The sequence below is a fragment of the Massilia phyllosphaerae genome, assembly GCF_034659755.1.
GTDB classification, from domain to species: Bacteria; Pseudomonadota; Gammaproteobacteria; order Burkholderiales; family Burkholderiaceae_D; genus Telluria; species Telluria phyllosphaerae.
Map to the genome: position 1 here is coordinate 201,611 of NZ_JAXSQX010000004.1, position 26,033 is coordinate 227,643.

Here is a 26,033-nt window from a genome sequence, read left to right on the forward strand (position 1 = left end):
GGGCATTTTTATTTGTTCAAACAGAGCGGCAGCTCAAACCATCAGAACGTGTACTCCGCGGTACCCTTGAACTGGCGCGGACGCAGGGCATAGCCGCCGCGCAGGTCGACCGGTGCCGAATCGTAGAAGGCGTTGCGGATGTCCAGCGCCAGGCGCAGGTTCCGGAAGCCGGTGTACGAGAAGTTCAGGTCGGTACGCAGGGACGCAGGCTGCCAGCACGGCAGGTCGCCGGTAGGCTTGATGCGCGCCTGGCAGCCCGCCGTGTTCCAGGTCGCCTGGTCTGTCTCGTCAAAGTTCAGCGCCATGGCCGAGGTGCGGTTGACGCGGATGGTCGAGGTCAGGTTGCCCTTGTTCCAGCTTGCGCTCAACACCGTTTTCAGGCGCGGGACGGTGCGATTGCCGACCTGGTTCGGACGATAGCTGTTGGCGTCGATGTCCCACAGCTTGTAGGTCAGGGCGACCGTGTTCATGAGGCCCAGGTTCAGCGTACCGTGTTCGCCCATGCGGAAGCGCGACTTGACATCGATGTCGACGCCCGAGGTCTGGGTCTTGCCGAAGTTCTCGTAATTCAGCAGCAGCGACTGGATGGTACCGCTGGTGAAGGCCAGGTTGGCGCCCGGCGACAGCTGATTGGCACGGGCAGCCAGACGGACGTCCTGCTCGCTGACCGCGTTACGCGCGATGTAGTTCCTGTAGTCCGCATTGTCTTCGCGCGCCAGCACATAGGACGGATCGCGGTAGCTGATCTCGTTGCGGCGTTCCAGGTGCCAGTAGTCGATCGTCATGTTCAGGTTCTTGAGCGGATCGAGCACGATGCCGAAGGTGGCGCTGCGCGAGGTTTCCGGCTTCAGGTTCGCATTCGACGAAATCATCACCGGCACCGACGTCAGGCAACCCGAGTTGTAGGCGAGAGTCGCATCGCTCTTGTCGGTGGCATTGCCGTTCTTCAGGATGTCGCGGATGCTGGTTGCCGTGGCGCAGCGCTTCGGATCCAGCGTGCTGTTGAAGAAGCCGGTCAGGCCGACCTTGCCCAGGGTTTCCGGAATGTTCGGGGCGCGGAAACCGCCGGCGAAGGTCGTGCGGAACATCACTTCCGGGATCGCCTTGTAGACCAGGCCGAGTTTCGGCGACACGTGGGCATCGAAACCCTCGTTCTTGTCGATGCGCAGCGCCGCGTTCGCTTCCAGTTTCTTGGTGAACGGCGCATTCAATTCGCCGTACAGGGCGCTCATGTTGCGTTCGCCGTCGATCCACAGCGAGCCGCGGCCGATGATGCGGGCCTCGACCACGTTGTCGGTGGAGCGGATGAACATCTTTTCATGGCGCACCTCGCCGCCCACCGCGAACGACAGCGCGCCGCCGCCCAGCTGAATGCGGGTGTCGCCGCTGACCTGGGCGTCGATCCAGTCCTGCGACAGCTTGGCGTTGGTGCCGATCTCGGGGAACATGCGGTCCAGCAGCGCTTGCGAGTTGGGGCCGCCGATCACGTATTCGCCGCTGTGCACGGCAGCCGGCATGGCATCGCGGTCGGGGCCGCGGCCGCGCGCCTTGGCGTCGCCGCCGACGCGGCCGATCGCGGTCTTCCAGTCCCAGCCGTTGGCAAGCTGTCCTTCCAGGCCGGTCATCACCCGGTACTGGGTGGCCTTGGTCGGGCTCGACCACATATCCATGTTGTCCATGAAGCGGTAATCGATGCCGACTTCATACGGGAAAGGGTTGGCCGGGTTGCCGACTGCCAGCTTGGGCTTCGGCACCGACTGCGAGGTCTTGGTGTTACCGTCGAACCAGTTGCTGGCCGAACCGGCAGCGTTGGCATACGGCAGACCCTGATAGATCGTCTTGGTGGTCGAGTACGACACTTCGGCGAAGGCGGTCGTCGTGTTCGACACCTTGAAACGGCCCTGGCTGTACAGGTTGACGCGCTCCGCCGGGTCGGAATACTGGTTGATGAAGTTGATATCGCTGGTGCACAGGCCGGATGCGTTGCGCTGGGTCGCCGGGCAGCTCGCGATCGCCTGGCGGATGGCTGGATGCGCGCCCGTGCCCGTCCTGGCTGCTTCGTTCAGGTTGCCGGGGAAGGAATACAGGCTCGGGTCGCCGAACGCCGGGCTGTAGTACTGCTTGTGCCACGCCGGATACTCGCCGATCACGTCGGACAGCATGTAGCCGAAGCGGCGATAACCTTCGACGTTGACGTAGACGTTGTAGCCGTCGCGGTCGAAATTGCCCTTGCCCAGCAGGATGGATGCGGTGTTTTCGCCGCCATAGCTCGCGCCCTGCGGGCGGGTGACGTCGGCGCGTACCTTCACGCCTTCGAACTGGCGACGGGTGACGAAGTTGATGACGCCCGCCATGGCGTCGGAACCGTACAGTGCCGAAGCGCCGTCGGCCACGGTATCGATACGTTCGAGGGAGTCGGCCGGGATCGAATCGACGTTGGTGAACACCTGCTGGCCGCCATCTGCAAACGCATAGTTCGAAATACGGCGGTTGTTCACCAGCACCAGGGTCGCAGCCTTGCCCAGGCCGTGGATCGAGGTGCCGGAGGCGCCGCTTGCGAAGCTGCTCGAGTTGCCATTGTCGCGCAGCGTGCTGCTGTCGAACGACGTCATGCTCTCGAGCACACCGCGCACGGTGCTGGCGCCGGTCTGTTCGATGTCTTCGCGACGCATGTTGGTCACCGGGGATGCGGTTTCCAGGTCGGTACGCTTGATATTCGAGCCCGTGACGTACACGCGCTGTGGTGCTTGGGCTTGGGCTTGTGCCTGAGACTGGGTTTGGGCCTGACCGCTCTTGGCGCCGCTACCGTCGCTGTTGCTGCTTGTCTGGGCGAAAGTAATCGACGTCCCCCCAAGCGTGAGCGCGACAGCGACGACACTGCGTTTCAGAATAAGTTGCTTGTTCAAGTTTTCTCTCGGTATATCGTAATTTTTTATGTATGCGTATCGCATCAATACGCAGACTGAGTGTCACCGAGGCAATTGTATTTTTGTAGTTATTTTTATAAATATGTATCTGGATTCCGATATTCTTTGTATTTCTAAGACATTTTGATCATTGCGGTGGTCGTGCCGTACAAAAACAAAACCCCTGGACCAGTTTCCCGATCCAGGGGTGCAAACAGCGTTAGCTCCGGCCGTCAGGCCGCAAACAAATTTTACTTCGCGTTCATCAGGGCCACGGTGGTGTCCAGCATGCGGTTGCTGAAGCCCCACTCGTTGTCGTACCACGACGACACCTTCACCAGGCGGCCCGACACCTTGGTCAGGGTCGAATCGAAGTTCGACGATGCCGGGTTGTGGTTGTAGTCGACCGAGACCAGCGGTGCGCTGTTGTAGGTCAGGATGCCGGCCAGCGGGCCTTCGGCAGCCGCCTTCATCAGGCTGTTGATTTCTTCGACGGTTGTGTCGCGCTTGGCGATGAAGGACAGGTCGACGATCGACACGTTGATGGTCGGCACGCGGATCGCGTAGCCGTCCAGCTTGCCGTTCAGTTCCGGCAGCACCAGGCCGACCGCGGCGGCGGCGCCGGTCTTGGTCGGGATCATCGAGTGCGTGGCCGAACGGGCGCGGCGCAGGTCTTCGTGCATCACGTCGGTCAGCACCTGGTCGTTGGTGTAGGCGTGGACGGTGGTCATCAGGCCGTTTTCCAGACCGATGGCATCGTTCAGCGGCTTGACCAGCGGGGCCAGGCAGTTGGTGGTGCAGGACGCGTTCGAGATCACGGTGTCCGACGCTTTCAGCACGTCGTGGTTGACGCCGTAGACGATGGTGGCGTCGACGTCCTTGCCGCCCGGTGCCGAGATGATGACTTTCTTGGCGCCGCCCTTCAGGTGGGCCGAGGCTTTTTCCTTGGTGGTGAAGAAGCCGGTGCACTCCAGCACCACGTCCACGCCCAGCTCGCCCCAGCCGATTTCGGCCGGGTTGCGCTGCGCGAACACGCGGATGCGGTCGCCATTGACGATCATGTAGTCGCCGTCGACTTCGACGGTGCCGGGGAACTTGCCATGCGTGGTGTCGTAGCGGGTCAGGTGGGCGTTCGACTCCGAGTTGCCGAGGTCGTTGATCGCCACGATCTGGATGTCTTGCTTCTTACCGCCTTCGTAGAAAGCGCGCAGGACATTGCGGCCGATGCGGCCATAACCGTTGATTGCTACCTTGATCGTCATTTATATACTCCTGATTGAAAGAAATTCCGTTATCACGCGAGGATAGCGCGAAAAACCTGTCGCACGGAACTGTCTCCCGTCCCGTGCGGCGGAGTCCACCTGATTAATGCATGACCGACTTGACCTTGCCCACCACGTTCTCGACGGTGAAGCCGAAGTGCTTGAACAGCACCGGGGCCGGGGCCGATTCGCCGAAGGTGTCGATGCCGACCACCGCGCCTTCGAGGCCGACGTACTTGTACCAGAAGTCGGTCACGCCGGCTTCGATCGCGACGCGCGGGATGCCCTTGCCCAGCACCTGCGCCTTGTAGGCGGCGTCCTGGCGCTCGAACACGTCGGTCGACGGCATCGACACCACGCGCACCGCGATGCCCTGGCCGGCCAGGGTATCGGCGGCCTTGACCGCCAGTTCGATTTCCGAACCGGTCGCGATCAGCACCGCGCGCGGATTGGCCACGTCGCGCAGCACGTAGCCGCCCTTGGCGATGTTCGCCACGGTGACGGCGTCGCGTTCCTGGAACGGCAGGTTCTGGCGCGAGAAGATCAGGGTCGACGGACCGTCGGTGCGCTTGACCGACTCGGCCCAGGCCACCAGCGATTCGGTGGTGTCGCACGGACGCCAGTTGTCCAGGTTCGGGATCAGGCGCAGCGACGAGACGTGCTCGATCGACTGGTGGGTCGGGCCGTCCTCGCCCAGGCCGATCGAGTCGTGGGTGAACACGAACAGCGAGCGGATCTTCATCAGCGCGGCCATGCGCAGCGCATTGCGGCTGTAGTCCGAGAAGGTCAGGAAGGTCGCGCCGAACGGGATGTAGCCGCCGTGCAGGGCGATACCGTTCATCATGGCGGCCATGCCGAACTCGCGCACGCCGTAGTTGATGTGGTTGCCCGGGGTGCCGGAACGGACCGGGATCGATTCCTTCCAGTTGGTCAGGTTCGAGCCGGTCAGGTCGGCCGAGCCGCCCAGGAATTCCGGCAGGATCGGGGCCAGTGCCTGGATCGCGTTCTGGCTGGCCTTGCGGGTGGCGATGTTTTCCTTCTTCTCGATGGTCGAGGCAATGGCGGCGCCCAGCGTCGCGTCGAAGTTGCCCGGCAGCTCGCCCTTCATGCGGCGCTCGAGTTCTGCAGCCAGTTCCGGGAATTGCGCGCGGTAGCCGGCGAACAGTTCGTTCCATTCCGCCTCGACGGCGGCGCCCTTCTGCTTCTGGTCCCAGGCTTCGTAGATCGGGGCCGGGATGTCGAACGGGATCGCATCCCAGATCAGGTGCTCGCGCACCGCCGCCACTTCCTTGTCGCCCAGCGCGGCGCCGTGCACCTTGTCGCCGCCCTGCAGGTTCGGCGAGCCCTTGCCGATGATGGTCTTGCAGCAGATCAGGGTCGGACGGTCCGAGGTTTTCGCCTGCGCGATCGCGGCGTCGACCGCTTCGACGCTGTGGCCGTCGACGTCGGGGATCACGTTCCAGCCGTAGGCGGCGAAGCGCTTCGGGGTATCGTCGGTGAACCAGCCTTCCACCTTGCCGTCGATCGAGATGCCGTTGTCGTCGTACAGCCAGACCAGCTTGTTCAGGCGCAGGGTGCCGGCCAGCGACGCCACTTCGTGCGAGATGCCTTCCATCAGGCAGCCGTCGCCGACGAAGGCGTAGGTGTGGTGATCGACCACGTCGAAGCCCGGACGGTTGAATTCCTTGGCCAGCAGCCACTCGGCCAGCGCCATGCCGACCGAGTTGGCGATGCCCTGGCCCAGCGGACCGGTGGTGGTTTCCACGCCCGGCGTGATGTGCACTTCCGGGTGGCCCGGGGTCTTGGAATGCAGCTGGCGGAAGTTGCGGATGTCGTCCATCGACAGGTCATAGCCCGACAGGTGCAGCAGCGCGTAGTGCAGCATCGAGCCGTGGCCGTTCGACAGCAGGAAGCGGTCGCGGTTCATCCAGCCCGGATTGGCCGGATTGTGGCGATAGTGGCCGTCCCACAGCGCAACGGCGATCTCGGCCATGCCCATCGGCATGCCCGGGTGGCCGGAGTTGGCTTTCTGGACGGCGTCCATCGCCAGCGCGCGGATCGCGTTGGCCATCAGGGTGGTGGTTTGCAGAGGTTTCATGGATGTGGTGAGTCTGAGGATTGGAAGCTGAGGCAGAGCGGACTGCGTTAACCGGATATTCTACCAGAGCATGCTGCCCGGGATTTAAAATGGCGGCCTGCCAACGCCTGTTATTGCCATCGATGCCACGTTTTTACTGTCCCCAGCCGCTCTTGCCCGGCACCACCGTCGACTTGCCGGAAACCGTCGCCCATCACCTCCACGTCGTGCGCCAGCAACCCGGCGACGAACTGGTGCTGTTCAACGGCGAAGGCGGCCAGGTGCGGGCGCGCCTGCGCGAGGTCGGCAAGCGCCGCGCCAGCGCCGAGGTGATCGCACACGAAGCGCTCGACGCCGAGCTGCCCTTTCCCGTGACGCTGGCCCAGGGCCTGCCTGAGGGCAGCAAGATGGACTGGATCGTGGAAAAGGCGGTCGAGCTCGGCGTCACCGCGGTCCAGCCGCTGGCGGCGCGCCGTTCGGTCGTCAAGCTGGCCGGCGAGCGCGCCGACAAGCGCCTGGCGCACTGGCAGGCCGTGGTCGTCAGCGCGTCCGAACAGTGCGGCCGCAACCGCCTGGCCAAGGTGGCGCCGCTGCAGGAATTCGGGCGCTGGCTCGCCGAACCTGGCGGCGACGCCGTGCGCATCCTGCTCAGCCCACGCGCGGATGCGTCGCTGGCGCAGTGGACCCGTGCCACGCCGCCGCGCGCGGTCTGCCTGCTGGTCGGTCCGGAAGGCGGGTTCAGCGCCGAGGAAGAAGATGCGGCGATCGCCGCCGGCGCCCTGCCCCTGTCGATGGGGCCGCGGGTGCTGCGCACCGAGACTGCCGGGCTGGCGGCGCTGGCGATCCTGGCGGCTGGCTGGGGCGGGATCTAATATAGAGAGAACGCCTGCGCAATGAAAAATGCCGCCCGAAGGCGGCATTGCGTTGCAGGGTTCCAGGTTTTTGAACTTAGAACTCGTACTGCGCCATAAAGCGGAAGGTACGCGGATTCTGCAGCGACTCCGGCCGCAGGTAGGTCGGGCTCGGGGTGCTCGGGCTGGTCGCGGTAGCGCCGGCGCTCTCGCCCTGCTCGTTCACGGACGTGACTTCGCGGTTGTTGAAGACGTTCAGCACGTCGACCTGGAAGGTCAAGCCTTTCTTCCAGGCGGGCATGTAGGCAAGCTGCAAGCCGAGTTCCTTGGTCCAAGGCAGGCGGCCGAGCGAACCGCGCGGGTTCAGCTTGCCGTTGCAGTAGAACGAGGCGGCGCCGTACAGGACCGATACGGTGTCCAGGTCGCCCGCATAGTAGCCCAGGCAGTTCTTCGGACGGCCGCTCTGGATGATGGCGTTTGCACCGACACGCCATTCCGGCGCGGCTTGGTAAGAACCCCACACCTTCAGCGAGTGGCGACGATCGTTCGGCAGATAGCCGTTGGCCCCCTCCATCAGGCCCGGGTAGTCCCAGTCCTGCGAAATGCCGGCGTCGTCCTGGCCGATGTCCGACTTCACGTAGCCTTCGGTATTGCCCTTGTTATACGCCAGCACATAGGAACCCTGCAGGGCCCACACGCCGTCCCAGGCGCGGTTGAAGGTGAATTCCAGCGCCTTGTAGGTACGCTGCGGTTTCGGGAAGCCCAGCGCGGCGGCTGGAATGGTGACTTTCGTCAGACCCTTGCCGTCGCCGAAGTCGACGTTGGCGGTCAGATCCTTGCCCGGGTTGTACAGGAAGCAGTGGCCGATGGCGCCCGCCAGGGTAGTCGCGCGGTCGTCGTTGAAGCCGTTGGCGATCGCCCAATTGTAGGTGCCTTCGTCGTTGCACATGTCGTCCATCACCGACTGCAGCTTGCGGTAGGTCGCCTTCACGCCCACAGACCAGCGGTTGTTGAGCGCCTGTTCCACGCCCACGATGAATTCGTCCTGGTACATCGGCTTGATGTTGGGGTCGACCACCGAGCGCGGATCGCCGGCCTCGCCGTTCGAGACCACGGAGCGCGTACCCAGCTGGGTACCCTTGCCGGGCACCTGGAACTTGTCGGAACCGAGGGCGCCGTTATAGGCGTAGTAATCGGTGTAGTCGAGCTCTGCACCGGACAGGCGCACGTTGGTGTTCGACATCACCGGGATGTAGTAGCGGCCGATGTTGCCGAAGACCTTGGTCGTGGCGTTGCCGTAGACGTCCCATACGGCGCCCAGGCGCGGGGCGATGGTGTTGTCGACCTTGATGAAGGTCTTGTCGTCGGCGTTCAGGTTCTCGAACGACTCGCTGCGCAGGCCCAGGTTCAGCACCACGTTCTTGCTGACCTGCCACTGGTCTTCCAAATAGAAGGCAGAGTTCTTGGTCGTGAACTTGCCGCCATTCTCGAAGTGGCGGACCGTGATGTAGTCGAAGGCCGCACCGGTATTATTCACATAGCCGTTGCCAAGGCTGCTACCAGCGTTCAGCCTGCGAATGATATAGCTCTCGCCGCCCGGGTAGCGGGTACCGTCGACCACCTTGTACTTCTCGTTGTCGGCGCCGAAGCGCAGCGTATGGCTACCCAGGTTCCATTCAGCATCAATGCGGTAAGCCTTGCGCTCATCGTTCGCATTCGGATCGGTGATCGAGTTCGCGGTCGAGCAGCCGTAAGTGATCGTCGGCGAGGAGCGGCGGTCTTGGACGACCGGGCAAGCTGCCGAGGCGATGTCCGACTTGCGGTTGTAGCGCCCCAGGCCGGCCAGTGCCGATACCGTGAAGTCGTCGGTCAGCCACGACGTGTACTTGGCGATGTAGTTCTCGCCGCCGGTGGTGTAGGTGTCGACGCCCAGGTCGGTGCCCCGCGACGGGGTATAAGGGATGGTCGAGATGTAGTTGTGCGCCTTGTCCTTGCTCTTGTCGCTGAACGCGGTCAGTTCGAGCAGGTTCTTGTCGTTGATGTTCCAGTCGGCCTTGACCAGGTAGCGCGGCGTGGTCGACTTCATGACCTCTTCACGGCTTTCGGAATAGGTCTTGCGCTCGATGTCGGCGCCCTGGACCAAGGCGAACAGGAACAGCTTGTCCTTGATCAGCGGGCCGCCAGCCCAGATGTTGGCCTGCAGGTCGTCGGTACCGCCATCGCGCTCGTTCAAGTTCCATTTACCGGTCGACGCGCTCTTTTCCGCATACAGCGAGCTGCCGGACAGCGATTCCGGCGAGTAGATCGCGTTCACGCCGCCATGCCATTCGTTGGTGCCGCGCTTGGTGGTCACGGCCAGCACGCCGCCCAGCGAACGGCCGTACTCCGGCCCGTAGCCGCCAGTCTTGACCTGCTGCTGGGCGATCGCCTCGAACGGCACCTGGTTGAAGGCGACGCCGTTCAGGTTGTTTGTGACGTTGAAACCATTGATGTAGTACACGTTCTCGGCCGGCGAAGCACCGCCCAGCGACGGCACGTTACCGGAACGCAGTGCGGTCGCGCCGATCCGGCTGTCGCCGCGCGTCGCGCCCGGCGCCAGCAGGGCCACGGCCGTCACGTCGCGTGCTACCGGGATGCGATCAATCGCGGCTTCGTTCAGGGTCAGGCTCGATTCCGGCGACTTGACGTCGATGCGCGACACGCGGCCGGTCACGACCACGGACTGGGTCATGGCCGCGGGGTCGGCACTGGCATTCTGCCCCGCCGCCACCACAACCTGGCTTTCCTGGGTACTGCCGTCCGGCTTCTTGATGCGAACGGTGTACATGCCCGGCGGCAGTTGGGACAGCTGGAAGCGCCCTGTCCGTTCGACACTGATGGTGCGCGTCACGCCGATCGACGGATTGTCGATCGTGACCGTGGAGCCGGCAGCGGCGTTGCCGTTGATGCCGCCCACTGCGCTTTGTGCGAACGCTTGTGAACCGAGCGTTGTGATGGAAGCGGTAAATGCGAGGGTAAGTGCGTGGCCTAAGACTGTTCTTTTGAGCATTTGATGTCCTGTGTCGATAACGGCATGGATTTTTATAGCTGCTTTTTTAATATTTCTTCGCTAGCAAACCAGATTCTTTTGCCTAAGAAATATTTACAAATATAAAAACATATCTGTATATCAAGTGTCAAAGTCTTCAAAGAGCGACTTTTTCATATTCATATGCACTATGTTTGTGCAATTCCACCATCACTACGCCAAGCACTTTCTCGGATGTCATTACGAATGTGTCTACCTATGCATACAAGCTGACGTTATACCAGTGTAAATATTAACTATTGTCAAAATAGACCTGACTCGTTGTTCGGTAGTCGAGTAGTTCGCTGCGCCGCGATGGATCTTTTCTTCTGTTCGACGCACAAGGCCGGAGCATCCTTGCTCGCGCATCCAAAATGTCTTTTTTTGTAATGTCGGTTGAATACAACGGTAGAGATGAAAAAAACCCCGGTGCGAATTGAAGTTCGCCCCGGGGTTTTGGATGCCGACGGATGTCGTGCAGTGGATGGCTTAGAACGTGTAGTTCACACCCAGGCTGAAGAAGCGGCCGACAGCGCCTGCCTGGTGCAGCGAAGCGTTGTACGAGGTCTGGGTGCCCGCGTTGCCGTAGGTGGCGACGTCGTACGGCGGCTGCTTGTCGAACAGGTTCAGGATCGCGCCGCGCAGCGTCAGGTTTTCGCTCAGCTTGTATTGCACGTTCAGGTTGGTCGTGGTGAACGACGCAACGTGGCAGTAGTAATCAGGCTGCGTGAAACCCGAGAAGTACGGGCGGCCGCCGACGTGCTCACCGGTGGTGGCGCAGTCGGTCTCACCCAGCGCCGGGTCGATGGTCGAGAAGTCGCTGGTGTAGTTCATCGTGGCGGTTACGTCGAGCGGGCCGCGTGCATAGCCGATGGTGAACTGGGCACGGTCTTTCGGGTTGCCGGTGGCGCCGCCGACCGACGACGGACCCTGGGTACCGGCCAGCTGGTACGAGGTGCCGCCGACGGCGGTGACGTAGCCGAAGGTGTGTGCGGCGCTCAGGTTCGCGCGCAGGACACCTGCGTCACCCGGCAGGCGCCAACGGTAGCCGATGTCCGCTTCGATGCCGCTGGTCTTGGTGCTGCCGGCATTGATATACGGCGACTCGGCGTACAGGATCGGACCGGCGATCGGCGTACCCAACGCGGTGGCGCTACCCACGCCGGTTGCGATCTGGATCGGCACCGGGGTACCGCGCACCCACACCGGCGTGTAGCTCGGGTCGTTGCCGGCCTGGGTCACGATCAGGTTGCTGATCTCGATACGGTAGTAATCGAGGGTCATGTTCAGGCCGCGCATCGGCTCGGCGATGATGCCCAGGGTGTAGGACTTCGATTTCTCCGGCTGCAGGTCCTTGTTGGTGGTGGTCTGCACGTACGGCGGTGCGAAGCCGCAAGCCGACGGCACGTTGCCGGCCGTGGTCCTTTTGCCGTCAGCGCACAGGATCGGATCGTTGATCGCGTTAAACGTGAAGAACGAACCGGCATTGCCCACCTCGGCCGGGTTCGGCGCGCGGAAGCCGCGGGCGAAGGTACCGCGGACACCGAACTGCTGGAGCGGCGCCCACTTGAAGCTGGCCGCCGGCGTGAACGAATTGCCGTAGGTATCGTAATGGTCGTAACGACCCGACAGGTGCAGCTCGAGGCTCTTGATCGGAGTCGCCTGCAGTTCGGCGAAGGCCGCCGTGTTGGTTTCGTTGCCGATGGTGAAGGCCGAAGTGCTGCCCACGGTACCGTTCAGGGTCAGGGCCGACGGCGGCGAATTCTGGTCACGCTTGTGCCAGTGCACGCCGGCAGCCAGGGCCAGCGGACCGGCACCCAGTTGCATCAGTTCGCGCGAACCGACCAGGTCGGCGTAGTTCAGCGTCGACGACAGCGAGTTGCTGTAGCGCGGCGAAATGCGGTCGACCAGCGCCGGATCGTTGTTGCCCAGCACATTCCAGCGTTGCGCCGGATCCGAGTTGTTGATCGCCTGGAACAGGGCCAAACGGTTGATGTAGCCGCTGTAGTCGATGTCGGTCTTGACCTTGGTCGCGCCGGCGGCGGCGTTCACGTCCCAGCCGTAGGCACTGCCGTGCAGGTCGACGGCGAAACGGGTGCTGGTCGAGCTGTTGTCCGAGGTGTTGGTAGGATCGATACCCGGGATGTAGCCGTACAGGGAAGCCGGAGCGCCCAGGTTGTTGGTCAGGCCCGGCGCCAGGATCGCGCCAGCCGGCAGGCGGGTATTCGTGATGCGGTTGACGCCGCCGGTCAGCACGCCGTTGACCAGCGTGGTGGCGCCCGCATAGGAGTTGGCCGAATAGACCGGCGACACGCCGCGGTTGTTGATGCTGTCGCGGCGGAACAGGGCGCCCTTGAAGGCCAGTTCCCAGTCCTGGTTCAGCTTCTTGGTCATGCCGACCAGGACGTTGATGTTCTCGCTGCGCGGCTGGATGTTCGACACCGTGTCGCGGATCGAGCAGCCGCCCGCACGGTACAGGGCAAAGTTGCAGTTCGGGTCCAGGAACTGGTAGTTGGCCGGATTGTCGACGTTGGCAATCCGTTGGCCCGTCGCCGGATCGATCGGGTTATTTGCATTCGACGGGTTGTACAGGAAAGGCGTGCTGGCCGGGGTCAGGAAGCTGTTGTACGGAGTCGGCACGCCGATCGTCAGGTTGTTACCGCCGCGCGAGCGCCAGTCGCGGTTGTCCCAGCCGAACTGTTCGCGGTCCGACACTTTGATCGCACCCTGCTGGCGCCATTCGGCGGTAACGAAGGCGTTGTAGCCGTCGTTGTCGAGGTCGCCGATACCGGTGCTGAACGACGCGCGCTTGGTGGCGCCGCCGCCGTGCTGGGTGTCGCCGGCTTCGGCGGTCAGACGGGTGCCTTGGTAATTCTTCTTCAGTTTGATGTTGACCACGCCGGCGATCGCGTCGGAGCCATAGAGCGACGATGCGCCGGACTTCAGGATTTCGATGCTGTCGATGGCATCGAACGGGATCGAGGAAACGTCGACGAAGGAGCGCTGCGAGTCATCCGACAGCGGGTACGGTGCCATGCGGTGGCCGTCGATCAGGACCAGGGTCGCACCGACGGTCAGGCCGCGCAGCGAGACGCCCGACGCGCCGTTCGCGAATGCGCCGGCGAAGCCGGTGCCGAGGGTACCGGCGCCGTTGGCGGCCAGGTCGGTCAGCAGTTCGGCGACCGAAGTCTTGCCGCTACGCTGGATGTCTTGTGCGGTCAGCACTTGCACCGGAGTCGGGGTCTCCGTGTCGGTGCGGCTGATCAGCGAGCCGGTCACGACCACGCGCTGCGTGCCTGGGCTGGTGGCGCCGGCAGCTTCGGTGGTCTGTGCCATTGCGGGTGCGGATGCCACGAGGGCACCACTAGCGAGCGCGCATGCTACCGCAAATGGCATTGACTTCAATTTGAACATCATGAATACATCTCCTTCTCGGATTTCTCTCAAAGTGGTTTCGTCTACCGCGTCGTGACACGTTTCCAAATTTTCCAATACCACCGACGTACGCGTTGACATTGGAAAAATGTCTATACATACAAACATATCCACAGTTTTAGTGTCAATTTTCATTTACCGCGAAGGATTAACATTTTTTCACTTTAGCAATTTTTTGCACCACCCGAGTGCGACTGCGCACCGTTGTGCACCGCAACATAATACGTCGTGTTTTTCTAATAACAATGACCTAGCGCGTACGTACGTACACGAGTAGTAAATACGGCTGTGTGGCTGATCCGACATTGCTTTGATGCGCCGCAACACGAATTTGGTTAAGTGTAGTAATTGACGCCTAGATGCACGCTCATGTGGCAGGCATGAAAGGAAGGAAAGATTTTTTTACCGTTGGGTCTACGCAACATTTTTTGTGCATGGACCTGCTTGGCGGCGGCCAGAAAATAAAAAGCCCCGCCGGCGGACACATCCGCGGGCGGGGCTGGAGGCTGGTACTACGCCTTCAGGCGAGGCTTAGAACACGTAGTTCAGGCCCAGGCTGTAGAAGCGGCCAACGGCGCCTGCCTGGTGCAGGGACGCGTTGTACGAGGTCTGCGGGCTCGAGTTGCCGTAGGTGCCGACGTCGATCGGCGGCTCGCGATCGAACAGGTTCAGGATCGATGCCTTCAGCGACAGGTTCTGGCTCAGCTTGTAGTTCATGTTCAGGTTGGTCGAGGTGAACGACGCAACATGGCAGTAGTACGCAGGCTGTTCCACACCGTAGAAGTAGGTACGGCCACCGACGTCATACCCGGTCGAGGCGCAATCGGTACCACCCACCGACGGATCCAGGGTCGAGAAACGGCTGGTGTAGTTCATCGTTGCCGTCACGTCCAGCGGACCACGTGCATAGGTCAGGCTGAGCTGGCCGCGGTTCTTCGGCGAACCGGTGGCACCCGAGACCACCGACGGGCCCTGGGTACCGGCCAGCTGGTAAGTCACGCCGGCAACCGACTGCTCATAGCTGAAGGTGTGGGCGAAGCTCAGGCCGGCGCGCAGCGAACCCATGTCGCTCGGCAGGCGCCAACGGTAGTTGACGTCCGCTTCCAGGCCGCTGGTCTTGGTCGAACCGGCGTTGATGTACGACGACTGCGCATACAGGATCGGACCCGCGGCCGGGGTGCCGATGACGGTGCCCTCGCCCACGCCGGTGGCGATCTCGATCGGGTTGATCGGACCGCGGACAAAGGTCGGCACGTAGTTCGGATCGTTGCCGGCGGCGGTCACGATCTGGTTGTTGACCTGGATCTTGTAGTAATCCAGGGTCGCGTTCAGCTCACGGATCGGCTGCAGCACGACGCCCAGGGTGTAGGACTTCGACTTTTCAGGCGACAGGTTGCGGCTGGTGGTCTGGACGTAGGCCGGGGTGATGCCGCACGCGGTCGGCACACTGCCGGCTGCATACTGCTGGCCGGTCGGGCACAGGATCGGGTCGTCCAGTCCCTGGTACTGGAAGAACGAACCGGCATTGCCGGTCTCGGCCGGGTTAGGCGCGCGGAAACCGCGGGCGAAGGTACCGCGCAGGGCGAACATCTGCGACGGGGTCCACTTGAAGCTGGCCGCCGGCGTGAACGACTTGCCGTAGGTATCGTAGTGGTCGTAACGGCTCGAGAGGTGCAGTTCGACGTTCTTGATCGGGGTTGCCTGCAGTTCGGCAAAGGCAGCGGTGTTGGTCTCATCGCCCATCACGAAGGCCGAGGTGTTGCCGACCTGGCCGTTGGCGGTCAGCGGCGATGCCGGGGCGTCCCAGGTACGCTTGTGCCAGTGCACGCCGGCAGCCAGGGCCAGCGGACCGGCGCCCAATTGCATCAGTTCGCGCGAACCAACCAGGTCGACGTAGTTCAGCTTCGACTCGGCGCTGCCGCCGAAGCGCGGCGATACCTGGCTCATGAGGTCCGGCGAATTGTTGCCCAGCACGTTGAACGCGCCAGAACGAAGCGCGCTGTACAACGCTGCGCGGTCGAGGTAGCCGCTATAGTCAATGTTGACTTTGACCTTGGTCAGGCCGCCGGCGAGGTTGATGTCCCAGCCCCAGGCCTGGCCGGTCAGGTCGAGCGCGAAGCGGGTCGAGGTCGAGCTGTTATCCTGCTGGGCATTGCCGTCGATGCCAGGCACATAGCCGTACAGGCGAGCATTGGCCGGATTGACCAGCGTGCCATCGGGGTTGGTTGCGGTGCCCGGAACGAAGGTGTTGACGATACCGGCACCGACTGCGCTGCCCGGCGCAAACTGGGTGTTCGTAGCGCCGACGCCATTGGTCAGCACGCCGTTGTTAAGGGTGGTCGCGCCGTTGTAGTTGAGAGCCGAGAAGCCCAGCGGCACACCACGGTTGTTGGTGCTGTCGCGCTTGAACATCGAGCCCTTGAACGCCAGTTCCCAGTTGTTGCTCAGCTTCTTGGTCATGCCGACCAGCAGGTTGAGGTTCTCGGTCGGCGGCTGGATGAAGCCGTAGGTGTCACGCACCGAGCAGCCGCCGGCACGGTACAGGGTGAAGTTGCAGCTCGGGTCCAGGAACTGGAAGTTGGCTGCGTTGTTGACGCCGCCTGCGCCGGTCGGATTGAACAGGAACGGCGAGCGGCCTGCGCTCAGGTAATTATTCAGCGAGGTCGGTACGCCCAGGGTCAGGTTGTTGCCGCCGCGCGAACGCCAGTCGCGGTTGTCCCAGGCGTACTGGTCGCGGTCCGACACCATGATGGCATCCTGGTGGCGCCATTCGGCGGTGATGAAGGCGTTGTAGCCGTCGTTGTCGATGTCGCCGATACCGGTGCTGATCGACGCGCGTTTGGTGGCGCCGCCGCCGTGCTGGGTGTTGCCGGCTTCAGCCGAGAAGCGGGTGCCCTGGAAGTTTTTCTTCAGCTTGATGTTGATCACGCCTGCGACCGCGTCCGAGCCATACAGCGACGAGGCGCCCGACTTCAGGACTTCGATCGACTCGACGGCATCGAACGGGATGTTGGAAACGTCGACGAAGGAGCGCTGCGAGTCGTCGCCAATCGCGTACGGCGACATGCGGTGGCCGTCGATCAGGACCAGGGTCGAGCCCACGGTCAGGCCGCGCAGCGAGACGCCGGCGGCGCCGTTGGCGAAGGCACCCGAGAAGCCGGTGCCCAGGGTACCCGCGCCGTTGGCGGCCAGGTCGTTCAGCAGCTCGGCGACCGAGGTCTTGCCGCTACGCTGGATGTCTTGTGCCGTCAGCACCTGCACCGGGGTCGGGGTCTCCGTGTCGGTACGGCTGATCAGCGAGCCAGTCACGACCACGCGCTGCGGGCTGGCGCTGGTGGCGCCGGCGGCTTCGGTGGTCTGAGCCATTGCCGGTGCGGCGGCTGCCAGGGCACCGGTCGCGATCATGCACCAGATCGCGGATGGCATCGACTTCAATTTGAACATCATGAAAACTTCTCCTTCGTGGATTTCTCTCAAAGTGGTTTGGCTACTGTTACTGCAATTCATCCAGCGCGTCCGGAGGACGGGCTCTCAACTAACATCGGATACATATCAAACGTTACTGATGTATCGATAAAACCATGGCAAAAGGGAAAGTGTCAATGAAACATACTTGTATGAATGTGTAGAAACAACACATTGCATGCACAAAAATGGTTCATATTTGTTTTTGTGCAGTGCAATAATATCTGTTCGCGTATGTACTTTTTAATCTGTAATTACAAGAAATTACGCGTACATACGTCGTATTTACTCATGCATACTTATATGTACATGCGCGGCAGTGCAATATTGCGGACAGTGTCCAAAATGGTGCATCACGCAATAGCCCATATCCTGATTTAACAATTGAATTATTTCTTTTCAGTAATTTTGTTAAATCCTGTGGTGCAGCGTGCGGCCCTCCCCCGCCAAGCCGCCCCGGTGCTGGTGGCGATGCCTTATACTTGACGTTTGCCCCATCTGCTGCCCGAGTACGAGGCCGGGCGCGCCAGTCACGAATCCACCATGCTGCGAATTAACGAACTCAAACTCCCCCTGAATCACCCTGACCAAGCCCTGCGCGACGCCATCGTCGGCCGGCTCGGCATCGACGGCGACGACCTGGTCGACTACAAGATCTTCAAGCGCAGCTACGACGCCCGCAAACGCAGCGCGATCGTGCTGATCTATGCGGTCGAGGTCGAGGTCCGCAACGAGGCGCAGGTGCTGGCACGCCTCAAGGGCGAGCAACATGTGATGCCGGCGCCGGACACCGGCTACAAGTTCGTCGAAGCCGGCAACCCGGCGCCGGGCACACCGCGCCCGGTGGTGGTGGGGATGGGCCCGTGCGGCCTGTTCGTGGCGCTGATCCTGGCCCAGATGGGCCTCAAGCCGCTGATGCTCGAGCGTGGCAAGATCGTGCGCGAGCGGACCGTCGACACCTTCGGCTTCTGGCGCAAGCGCAAGCTGAACACCGAGTCCAACGTGCAGTTCGGCGAAGGCGGCGCCGGCACCTTCTCGGACGGCAAGCTGTACAGCCAGATCAAGGACCCGAAGCACTACGGCCGCAAGGTCCTCACCGAGTTCGTCAAGTCGGGCGCGCCGGAAGAGATCCTGTACGTCAGCAAGCCGCACATCGGCACCTTCAGGCTGGTGAAAATGGTCGAGCAGATGCGCGCCGAGATCCTGGCGCTGGGCGGCGAGATCCGTTTCGAAACGCGGGTGGAAGACGTGCTGATCGAAGGCGACGGCAACAACCGCCAGGTGGTCGGCGTCAAGCTGGCGTCGGGCGAAACCATTCCGACCCGCCACCTGACGATGGCGATCGGCCACAGCGCGCGCGACACCTTCCAGATGCTGTACGACCGCGGCGTCTATATAGAAGCCAAGCCGTTCTCGATCGGCTTCCGCGTCGAGCACCCGCAATCGCTGATCGACGCCTGCCGCTTCGGGCCGAACGCCGGCAACAAGATCCTGGGCGCGGCCGACTACAAGATCGTGCACCACGCGTCCAATGGCCGCAGCGTGTACAGCTTCTGCATGTGCCCGGGCGGCACGGTGGTGGCGGCGTCGTCGGAAGAAGGCCGCGTGGTCACCAACGGCATGAGCCAGTACTCGCGCGCCGAGCGCAACGCCAACAGCGCGATCGTGGTCGGCATCACCCCGGCCGACTATCCGGGCCATCCGCTGGCCGGTATCGCCTTCCAGCGCGAGCTGGAATCGCGTGCTTTCGTCCTCGGCGGCAGCAACTACGATGCGCCGGGCCAGCTGATGGGCGACTTCGTGCGCGGCGTGCCCTCCAAGGAATTCGGTTCGGTGACCCCGTCGTTCAAGCCGGCCGTGCACCTGACCGATCTCGGCCCGGCCCTGCCCGACTACGCCACCCTGGCGCTGCGCGAAGCGTTTGTCGCCTTCGACAAGCAGATCCGCGGCTACTACAAGGAAGACGCGGTGCTGACCGGCGTCGAGACCCGCACCTCGTCGCCGATCCGCATCAAGCGCCACGACGACAGCCTGCAAAGCCTGAACACGCGCGGCCTGTTCCCGGCCGGCGAAGGCGCGGGTTACGCGGGCGGCATCATGTCGGCCGCGGTGGACGGCATCCGCATCGCGGAAGCCGTGGCGCTGTCGATGGCGGACGCGCCTGTGCCGCATGGCGGCTGAACCAGGCCGCATCACGCACACTCATGACAGCGCCGGCGGTGGCGCTGTTGCTGCACTACTGGGCGCCATGCTGTCGACCTACGTCGGCGCCGCTATCGCCAAGTACCTGTTCCCGCTGGTCGGCAGCCAAGGCGTGACGGCGATGCGGGTCGGCCTGGCCGCCTGCCTGCTGCTGGGCTGGTTCCGGCCCTGGCGCACGCCGCTGCCGCGCAGCGCCCTTCCCGATCTCCTCGTCTACGGCCTGATGCTGGGCTGCATGAACCTGATGATCTATGGCGCCTTTGCGCGCATCCCGATCGGCATCGCCGTCGCCATCGAAGTCACCGGCCCGCTGATGGTGGTACTGGCCGGCTCGCGCCGCGTCACCGATTTCGCCTGGCTGGCCTGCGCCGTGCTCGGATTATGGCTGTTGCTGCCCCTGCATGCGCATGGTGGCGGCCTCGATCCGGCCGGCATGCTGCTGGCCGCCGGCGCGGCACTGTGCTGGGCCATGTACATCGTGTTCGGCAAGCGCGTCTCGACCCTGCAGGGCGGCCAGGCGGTGGGCTGGGGCATGCTGGCGGCGGCGCTGTTCACGGTGCCGGTCGGCGTGCTGCATGCCGGCACCGCCCTGCTGGCGCCGGGTGTGCTGGCGGCCGGCCTGGGCGTCGCCCTGCTATCGAGCGCCCTGCCCTATTCGCTGGAAATGATCGCCCTGCGGCGCCTGCCGCGGCGCGTGTTCGGCACCCTGGTCAGCGCCTCGCCGGCGGTCAGCGCGCTGGCCGGCTGGCTGGTGCTGGGCGAGCAGCTGACCACCATCCAGTGGCTGGCCATCACCATGATCATCGCCGCGTCGGCCGGCGCCGCAGCCACCGCGTAAGAGCTCTACTCCTGCGCCGCCCCCTGGCGGCGTCAAGCATCTTTTCAGCGTTTTACCTTGTTTTACCAATATTATGTGGCGTATACGCGCCATTTTTCGAATAATATTGCGCAAAAGGCCGTTTCCGTCGTGTATCTTTTGGCTGCCGCAATTATTGAATATCAATGTTGCGGAATTCTCACCCATGCTCACCATGAGATACAGGATCGATATGTTCAAAGAAAAGTTGATGGCGCGTACCCTGCGCCTGGTCTTCTCCGGCGGCGCACTCGTCGCCGGTTTCAGCCTCCCGTACCAGGCCGCATCGGCCCAGGATGCGGCGCAGGCCCCTGTCGCCCGCGTCGAGATCACGGGGTCGGCAATCAAGCGCATCGATGCCGAAACGTCCGTGCCGGTGACCATCATCAAGGCCGATGACCTCAAGAAGGAAGGCATCACTACCATCGAACAAGTGATGGCCAACCTGAGCGTGTCGCAGTCGCAAACCGGCACCAGCCAGGCGGTCGGCGCCAGCACCGGTGGCGCCGCCTACGCCGACCTGCGCGGCATCGGCGCCAACAAGACCCTGGTGCTGCTGAACGGGCGCCGCCTGGCGAACAATGCGTTCGACAGCTCGGCGCCCGACCTGAACATGATTCCGTTCGCCGCGCTCGAGCGCGTGGAAGTGCTGCGCGACGGCGCTTCGGCGCTGTACGGCTCGGACGCCGTCGGCGGCGTCATCAACTTCATCACCAGGAAGGACTTCCAGGGCGGCGTGGTCAGCGCCGGGCTGGATTCGCCAGAACATGCGGGCGGCAAGTCGAAGAACGTGAATGCGGCCTTCGGCGTCGGCAGCCTGGAGAACGACGGCTGGAACTTCTCGGCCGTGCTCGACCACCAGGAACAGAAGGCGATCGGCGGCACCCAGCGCGATTTCAATACGCGCTATGCCGGCGGCCTGTCGTCCTCGACCTATCCGGCCAACTACTACCAGGGCGGCGCCAGCGCCAACCCGGCCGCGGCCGGCGGCTGCGGCACCTATGCCAACCTGATCTCGAACGGCAGCGGCGGCTGCACCATGACGACCTCGTCCTACGTCGACTACGTCCCGAAGAGCCAGCGCGATTCCGCCCTGCTGCGCGGCACCTTCAAGCTGAGCAACGAGCACGAAGCCGGCATCGAATACCTGCGCAGCCGCAGCGTGGTCACCACCCAGATCGCACCGGTCCCGTACGGCGGCCTGGTGATGAACCGCACGCTGGCCGACGGCAGCCTGAATCCGTATTACCCGACGGATGTTGGCCTCGATCCGAACTACACCGAGAGCGGCAGCGCCGCCGGCGTCAATCCGGGCTTCCTCCACGTGAAATGGCGCGACCTGGTGAACGGTTCGCGCCAGGACAAGAGCACCAACGACCAGCAGCGCTTCGTCAGCTCGCTGCAGGGCACGCTGGGTGCCTGGGACTACAACACCGCCTTCACCTGGAACCAGAACAAGGTGCGCCAGGACCTGTCCGGCTACAGCGACGGCGACATGATCAGCGCGGGTGTCCTGAACGGCATCATCAACCCGTTCGGCGCGCAGAGCGCCACCGGCCAGGCCTACCTGGAAGGCGCCGCCCTGTCCGGCACCCTTCAGACCGCCAAGGGCACTACCACCGGGCTCGACTTCCATGCCAGCCGCGAGCTGGGCGACTGGCTGGGCGCCGGCCGCGCGGCCGCCGTGGCGCTCGGTGTGCAGACCTCGTACGAGAAATTCGAGAGCGCCGCGAATACCGAATTCGCGCAGAAAGTCGTCGCGTCGACCGGCGTCGACCCGAATTCGTACAACGCGGGCTCGCGCCACGTGAACGCGGCCTACGCCGAACTGAACGTCCCGATCGTCAAGTCGCTGGACGTCACCGCCTCGGTGCGTGCCGACAAGTACAGCGACTTCGGCAGCACCTTCAATCCGAAGGTCGCGTTCCGCTTCCAGCCGCGCCAGGACGTGCTGCTGCGCGGTTCGTTCTCGACCGGCTTCCGCGCACCGTCGCTGTACGAGATCAACGCCGGCCAGAGCTACACCAACACCGCCGGCACCTACGACGACCCGGTCAACTGCGCGGGCGGCACCGCGGTATCGGGCAAGGCCGCCGCGGCCAACTGCGGCCAGCAGTTCCAGGCCCTCACCGGCGGCAACACCAACCTGGCGCCGGAAAAATCGAAGAACGCGACCCTGGGCGTGGTGTTCGAGCCGGTCAAGAACCTGAACCTGGGCGTGGACCTGTGGGCGATCCAGCTGAAGCACACCATCGGCACCCTGAGCGCCGACGACATCTTCGCCGACCCGGTCAAGTACGCCAGCCTGTACCACCGCAACAGCGCAGGCGACCTGTCGGTCGACGGTTCGGCCTGCACCAGCGTGGCCACCTGCGGCTATATCGACATGCGCACCCAGAACCTGGGCGGCACCATGACCAACGGCGCCGACCTGACGGCCAGCTACCGCCTGCGCCTGCCGAGCTACGGCAACCTGGCGCTGTCCTCGAACACGACCTACGTGCACAAGTACCAGTACCAGACCGAGGAAGGCGGCAACTGGAACGACAACCTGGGCGTGTATTCGGGCAGCGGCGTGATCTTCCGCTGGCAGAACACCACCAACCTGGTGTGGAACATGGGTGAATGGTCGGCCGGCCTGACCGGCCACTACAAGAGCGGCTACGTGGATGCCGATCCGGCCAACCACGTCGGATCCTACTCCACCTTCGACACGTATGTGGCCTGGACCCAGAAGAAAGGCATCGGCATCACCGCCGGCGTGCGCAACCTGGCCGATCGCAAACCGCCGCTGTCCTACCAGGACTACACCTTCCAGGCCGGCTACGATCCGCGCTACACCGATCCGACCGGCCGCACCTTCTACGTGCGCGCAAGTTACGCGTTCTGATCGCAGCCATAAAAAAACCCGCCGCGGTGAGGCGGCGGGTTTTTTCGAGGCGCAAACTAGTCCGATGCGGACATCAGAACTGGTAGCTGGCGCTCACGTAGCCAGTCTGGCCGTGCGGATCGTAGTAGGTCGGATCGTAGCCGGTCTGGAAGAACGAGCCGCCGGTGATGACTTCAGGCGGTTTGCGGTTGAACAGGTTCTTGACGCCTGCGGTCAGGGTCAGGTTCTTGATGCCGCCGTAGGTGCCCTGCAGGTCCCAGGTCGAGAACGCGCCGACGTGCTGTGCGATCGGTTCGTCCGCATCGGCACGGTAGCTGTCCCAGTAACCCGACTGGAAGTTGTTGGTCAGCGACAGGCCGTACTGCTTGTACTTCCAGTCCAGCGTCAGCTGATCCTTCCAGCGGAAGATCACGCCGCCCTGGTTGACCGCGCTCAGGACGTTGCCGTCGTTGTCGATGGTGCGCGCCACGCTGCGCTGCACGGTGCCGTCGGCCAGGGTCAGGTCGTACTTCGAGGTGTAGGTACCGTTAAGGCGCAGGTTGAAGGCGCCGTAGGTCGGGCTCTTCAGGATGGCCCAGCGCAGGTCCAGGTCCACGCCTTCGGTCTTCACGCTGCCGGCGTTGATGTTGGTGCCGACGATGTTGGTGATGTTACGTGCCGGATCGCGGGTCACCAGGCCGGTGTACAGCGGATTGCCGGCGGCGGCCTGGGCCAGCGTGAACGACGGCGTCAGGGTGGTCACCAGGTTGTTGACGTTGATCTTCCACCAGTCGACGGCGACCGACAGGCCCTTGACCGGATCGACCACGATGCCCAGCGACGACTGTTCCGACTTCTCCGGCTGCAGGTTGCGGTTGCCGCCGTAGGTCTGGTTGAACTGGCCGAACTGGCCGGTGACCGGGTCGGTCAGGTTGGGGCTGGTGCCGATGGTCTGCTGGTTGTACAGCTCAGGCAGCGACGGCTCGCGGAAGCCCTTGCCGTAGGAACCGCGCAGCAGCACCTGCGAGACCGGCTGCCAGCGCAGGCTGACCTTCGGGTTGGTGGCGCTGGCGTTCGGGTAGCGGTCGTGGCGGACGGCGACGTCGGCTTCCAGGTTCTTGATGATCGGGATGATCGTCTCGGCGAACACGGCCGACGAATTGCGCGAGGTCGACAGCGGCAGCTGGGCGCCGCCGTAGCCCGACACGTCGCCGCTCTGGTAGGCCTGGCTCGGGTTGATCGACAGGTTCTCGTCGGCCATCGAGGCGCCGACCGCGAACTTCATCATGCCGGCCGGCAGCTGGTACAAATCGCCCGAGATGCGTGCGGCCAGCGAGTCGTTGCGCAGGGTCGCGTTCATCACCGCGCCGACGTAGTTGGTCGCGTAGATCTGCCGCGCCAGGTCGGCCGACTGGTACTGGGCCAGCGGGTTGAAGGCGTTGTTGTTGCTCAGCAGCTTGACCAGCGCGGTCTGGTTCTGGTAACCCTGGATCGCGCGCTCGGTGACGTCGCTCGAGTTGTGGGTGTAGGCGACGTCGTAGTCGTAGCCCTTGACGGTGCCGCGGAAGCCCATTGCCAGGTGCGAGGCGATCGCGGTGTCCTTGGCGATGCGGCCGCCGCCGTCGAAGGCGCGGTAGCTGACGGTCAGCGGCTGGCCGTTGACGCCGGCCGCGGTGGCCAGGCCCGTCGGGTAGTACGGGCTGCTCGGCGACACGATGATGGCCGGGTACAGGTTCTGGGTCTGGAAGGCCGGGTCGGTCGACAGGAACGAGGCGCTGTACGGCGACGGCTGCGCTTGCTGCGTGGTCTCGTTGCGCGACACGAAGCCTTCCATGAAGAACTCGGCCTTGTCGTTCAGCTTGAAGCGGAAGCTGCCGCCGACGTTGGCGCGCTTGGCGGCCGGCACCAGGTTCACGAAAGGCGAGCTGTCGTAGCGGCAGGTGCCCAGGTTGGCGTCGAAGGCGCTGCCGTTGGCGGCGCAGTTGTTCGGCGACAGCGGGTTGCCGATGCCGCGGCCGATGGTGTTCAGCGCGTTCGGGATCACGCCGTTGGCGTTACGGGTGGTGACCGGATCGAAGGTCGAGAAGTTGCCGCTCGGGGTCGCGCTGGCGTCGCGCAGGCCGTTGTTGTTCCAGCCGGTGCTTGCATAGTCGCGCTGGTTGCCGAAGATGGCGTTGTCCTTGCTGAAGTCGGCCGACACGGTGATGTTGTAGCGGTCTTCGTCGAAGTCGCCCCAGCCGCCGATGATGCTGGCCTTGTGGGTCTGGCCGCCGCCGTAGCGGCTGACGCTGGTGTAGCCGTTGACTTCCACGCCCTGGTAGTTCTGGCGGGTAATGAAGTTGATGACGCCGCCGATCGCGTCGGAGCCGTACACGCCCGATGCGCCGTCCTTCAGCACTTCCACGTGGTCGATCGAGGCCAGCGGGATCGAGTTGACGTCGACGGCGGTGCCGTCGGTGGCGTAGTTGCCGAGACGGCGGCCGTTGACCAGGATCAGGGTCTTGCTGGCGCCCAGGCCACGCAGGCTGGCGCTCGACATGCCATAGGTCGACAGACCGGCACCTTGTGCCTGGTTGGTCGCGCCGGCCATCGAGTTCGCGCTCAGGGTGGTCAGCAGTTCGGCGGTGTTGGTGGCGCCGGTACGCTTGATGTCGGCGGCGCTGACAACCTGCACCGGCAGCGAACCTTCGACGTCGGCGCGCTTGATCGACGAGCCGGTCACTTCGACGCGGGCGACCGGCGCAGCGGTCTCCTGTGCCATTGCAGGCAGGGCGGCCAGGCCGACGCCTGCCGCCACACCGCCCGCGAACATCACGCGCAGCGAGCGCGCGAGTACTGTTTGCTTAATCATTCAGGTCCAAACTAAATAAAGTTAATCAGTCTGGCTTGGGACGATTCATGTTCTACCCAAGCCGGGGAACGAATAATGATCGCCCGCTTGAGTATCCGTCAATATTGACGCGCGCAAATTCTCACAAATTGCAACAGAACATTTTGAAACAAATCTCGAGTTGCTGAACAAAGTTCGGAACGTTCTATTTTG

11 protein-coding genes are annotated in these 26,033 nt (G+C 63.3%); 4 read left to right on the top strand and 7 right to left on the bottom strand.

Annotation, left to right across the window (positions count from 1 at the left end; translation table 11 throughout):
* Positions 1-41: 41 nt before the first annotated feature.
* The 3 genes from U1H99_RS16805 to tkt form a co-directional block, all read right to left on the bottom strand.
* On the bottom strand, positions 42-2,735 hold the full coding sequence (locus tag U1H99_RS16805) for a TonB-dependent receptor domain-containing protein (RefSeq protein ID WP_323142874.1): 2,694 nt from the start codon (positions 2,733-2,735) through the stop codon (positions 42-44).
* 422 nt (positions 2,736-3,157) lie between these two features.
* Complete coding sequence (gene gap / locus U1H99_RS16810) at positions 3,158-4,168, bottom strand: type I glyceraldehyde-3-phosphate dehydrogenase (RefSeq protein ID WP_141828225.1); 1,011 nt, start codon at positions 4,166-4,168, stop codon at positions 3,158-3,160.
* A 103-nt stretch (positions 4,169-4,271) separates the two neighbouring features.
* Positions 4,272-6,239, bottom strand: coding sequence for a transketolase (gene tkt, locus U1H99_RS16815; RefSeq protein ID WP_323143261.1), 1,968 nt, complete (start codon positions 6,237-6,239; stop codon positions 4,272-4,274).
* A gap of 149 nt (positions 6,240-6,388) precedes the next feature.
* Between tkt and U1H99_RS16820 the strand changes: the two genes are divergently transcribed.
* A complete protein-coding gene (locus U1H99_RS16820) occupies positions 6,389-7,117 on the top strand; it encodes a 16S rRNA (uracil(1498)-N(3))-methyltransferase (RefSeq protein WP_323142875.1) in 729 nt (242 codons plus the stop codon).
* Between the two features lie 76 nt (positions 7,118-7,193).
* On the opposite strand, the gene U1H99_RS16825 is transcribed toward U1H99_RS16820, so the two are convergent.
* From U1H99_RS16825 to U1H99_RS16835, 3 genes are all read right to left on the bottom strand, one after another.
* Positions 7,194-10,052 carry a TonB-dependent receptor gene (locus U1H99_RS16825; RefSeq protein WP_323142876.1) on the bottom strand — a complete coding sequence of 953 codons (2,859 nt, stop codon included), beginning with the start codon at positions 10,050-10,052 and terminating at the stop codon, positions 7,194-7,196.
* Positions 10,053-10,652: 600 nt separating this feature from the next.
* Entirely contained in the window at positions 10,653-13,499 is a 2,847-nt protein-coding gene (locus U1H99_RS16830) for a TonB-dependent receptor domain-containing protein (protein ID WP_323142877.1), read from the bottom strand.
* A gap of 630 nt (positions 13,500-14,129) precedes the next feature.
* Positions 14,130-17,045, bottom strand: coding sequence for a TonB-dependent receptor domain-containing protein (locus U1H99_RS16835; protein ID WP_323142878.1), 2,916 nt, complete (start codon positions 17,043-17,045; stop codon positions 14,130-14,132).
* A gap of 561 nt (positions 17,046-17,606) precedes the next feature.
* On the opposite strand from U1H99_RS16835, the gene U1H99_RS16840 reads away from it, so the two are divergent.
* From U1H99_RS16840 to U1H99_RS16850, 3 genes are all read left to right on the top strand, one after another.
* On the top strand, positions 17,607-19,244 hold the full coding sequence (locus tag U1H99_RS16840; protein ID WP_323142879.1) for an NAD(P)/FAD-dependent oxidoreductase: 1,638 nt from the start codon (positions 17,607-17,609) through the stop codon (positions 19,242-19,244).
* Positions 19,234-20,103 (top strand): EamA family transporter, encoded by an 870-nt coding sequence (locus U1H99_RS16845; RefSeq protein WP_323142880.1) that lies wholly within the window; start codon positions 19,234-19,236, stop codon positions 20,101-20,103. The genes U1H99_RS16840 and U1H99_RS16845 overlap by 11 nt, the downstream gene beginning before the upstream one ends.
* Before the next feature lie 211 nt (positions 20,104-20,314).
* A complete protein-coding gene (locus U1H99_RS16850) occupies positions 20,315-23,011 on the top strand; it encodes a TonB-dependent receptor (RefSeq protein ID WP_323142881.1) in 2,697 nt (898 codons plus the stop codon).
* 73 nt (positions 23,012-23,084) lie between these two features.
* Here the strand turns inward: U1H99_RS16850 and U1H99_RS16855 are convergent, their stop codons facing one another.
* Positions 23,085-25,841: a TonB-dependent receptor gene (locus tag U1H99_RS16855; RefSeq protein ID WP_323142882.1), complete on the bottom strand. Its 2,757-nt coding sequence runs from the start codon at positions 25,839-25,841 to the stop codon at positions 23,085-23,087.
* Between the last annotated feature and the right edge of the window lie 192 nt (positions 25,842-26,033).

Coding starts and splice junctions, on each gene's coding strand:
- gap (WP_141828225.1), bottom strand. CDS start 4,168: ATGACGATCAAGGTAGCAATCAACGGTTATGGCCGCATCGGCCGCAAT.
- U1H99_RS16855 (WP_323142882.1), bottom strand. CDS start 25,841: ATGATTAAGCAAACAGTACTCGCGCGCTCGCTGCGCGTGATGTTCGCG.
- U1H99_RS16850 (WP_323142881.1), top strand. CDS start 20,315: ATGTTCAAAGAAAAGTTGATGGCGCGTACCCTGCGCCTGGTCTTCTCC.
- U1H99_RS16840 (WP_323142879.1), top strand. CDS start 17,607: ATGCTGCGAATTAACGAACTCAAACTCCCCCTGAATCACCCTGACCAA.
- tkt (WP_323143261.1), bottom strand. CDS start 6,239: ATGGCCAACGCGATCCGCGCGCTGGCGATGGACGCCGTCCAGAAAGCC.
- U1H99_RS16830 (WP_323142877.1), bottom strand. CDS start 13,499: ATGGCACAGACCACCGAAGCTGCCGGCGCCACCAGCCCAGGCACGCAG.
- U1H99_RS16820 (WP_323142875.1), top strand. CDS start 6,389: ATGCCACGTTTTTACTGTCCCCAGCCGCTCTTGCCCGGCACCACCGTC.
- U1H99_RS16835 (WP_323142878.1), bottom strand. CDS start 17,045: ATGATGTTCAAATTGAAGTCGATGCCATCCGCGATCTGGTGCATGATC.
- U1H99_RS16845 (WP_323142880.1), top strand. CDS start 19,234: ATGGCGGCTGAACCAGGCCGCATCACGCACACTCATGACAGCGCCGGC.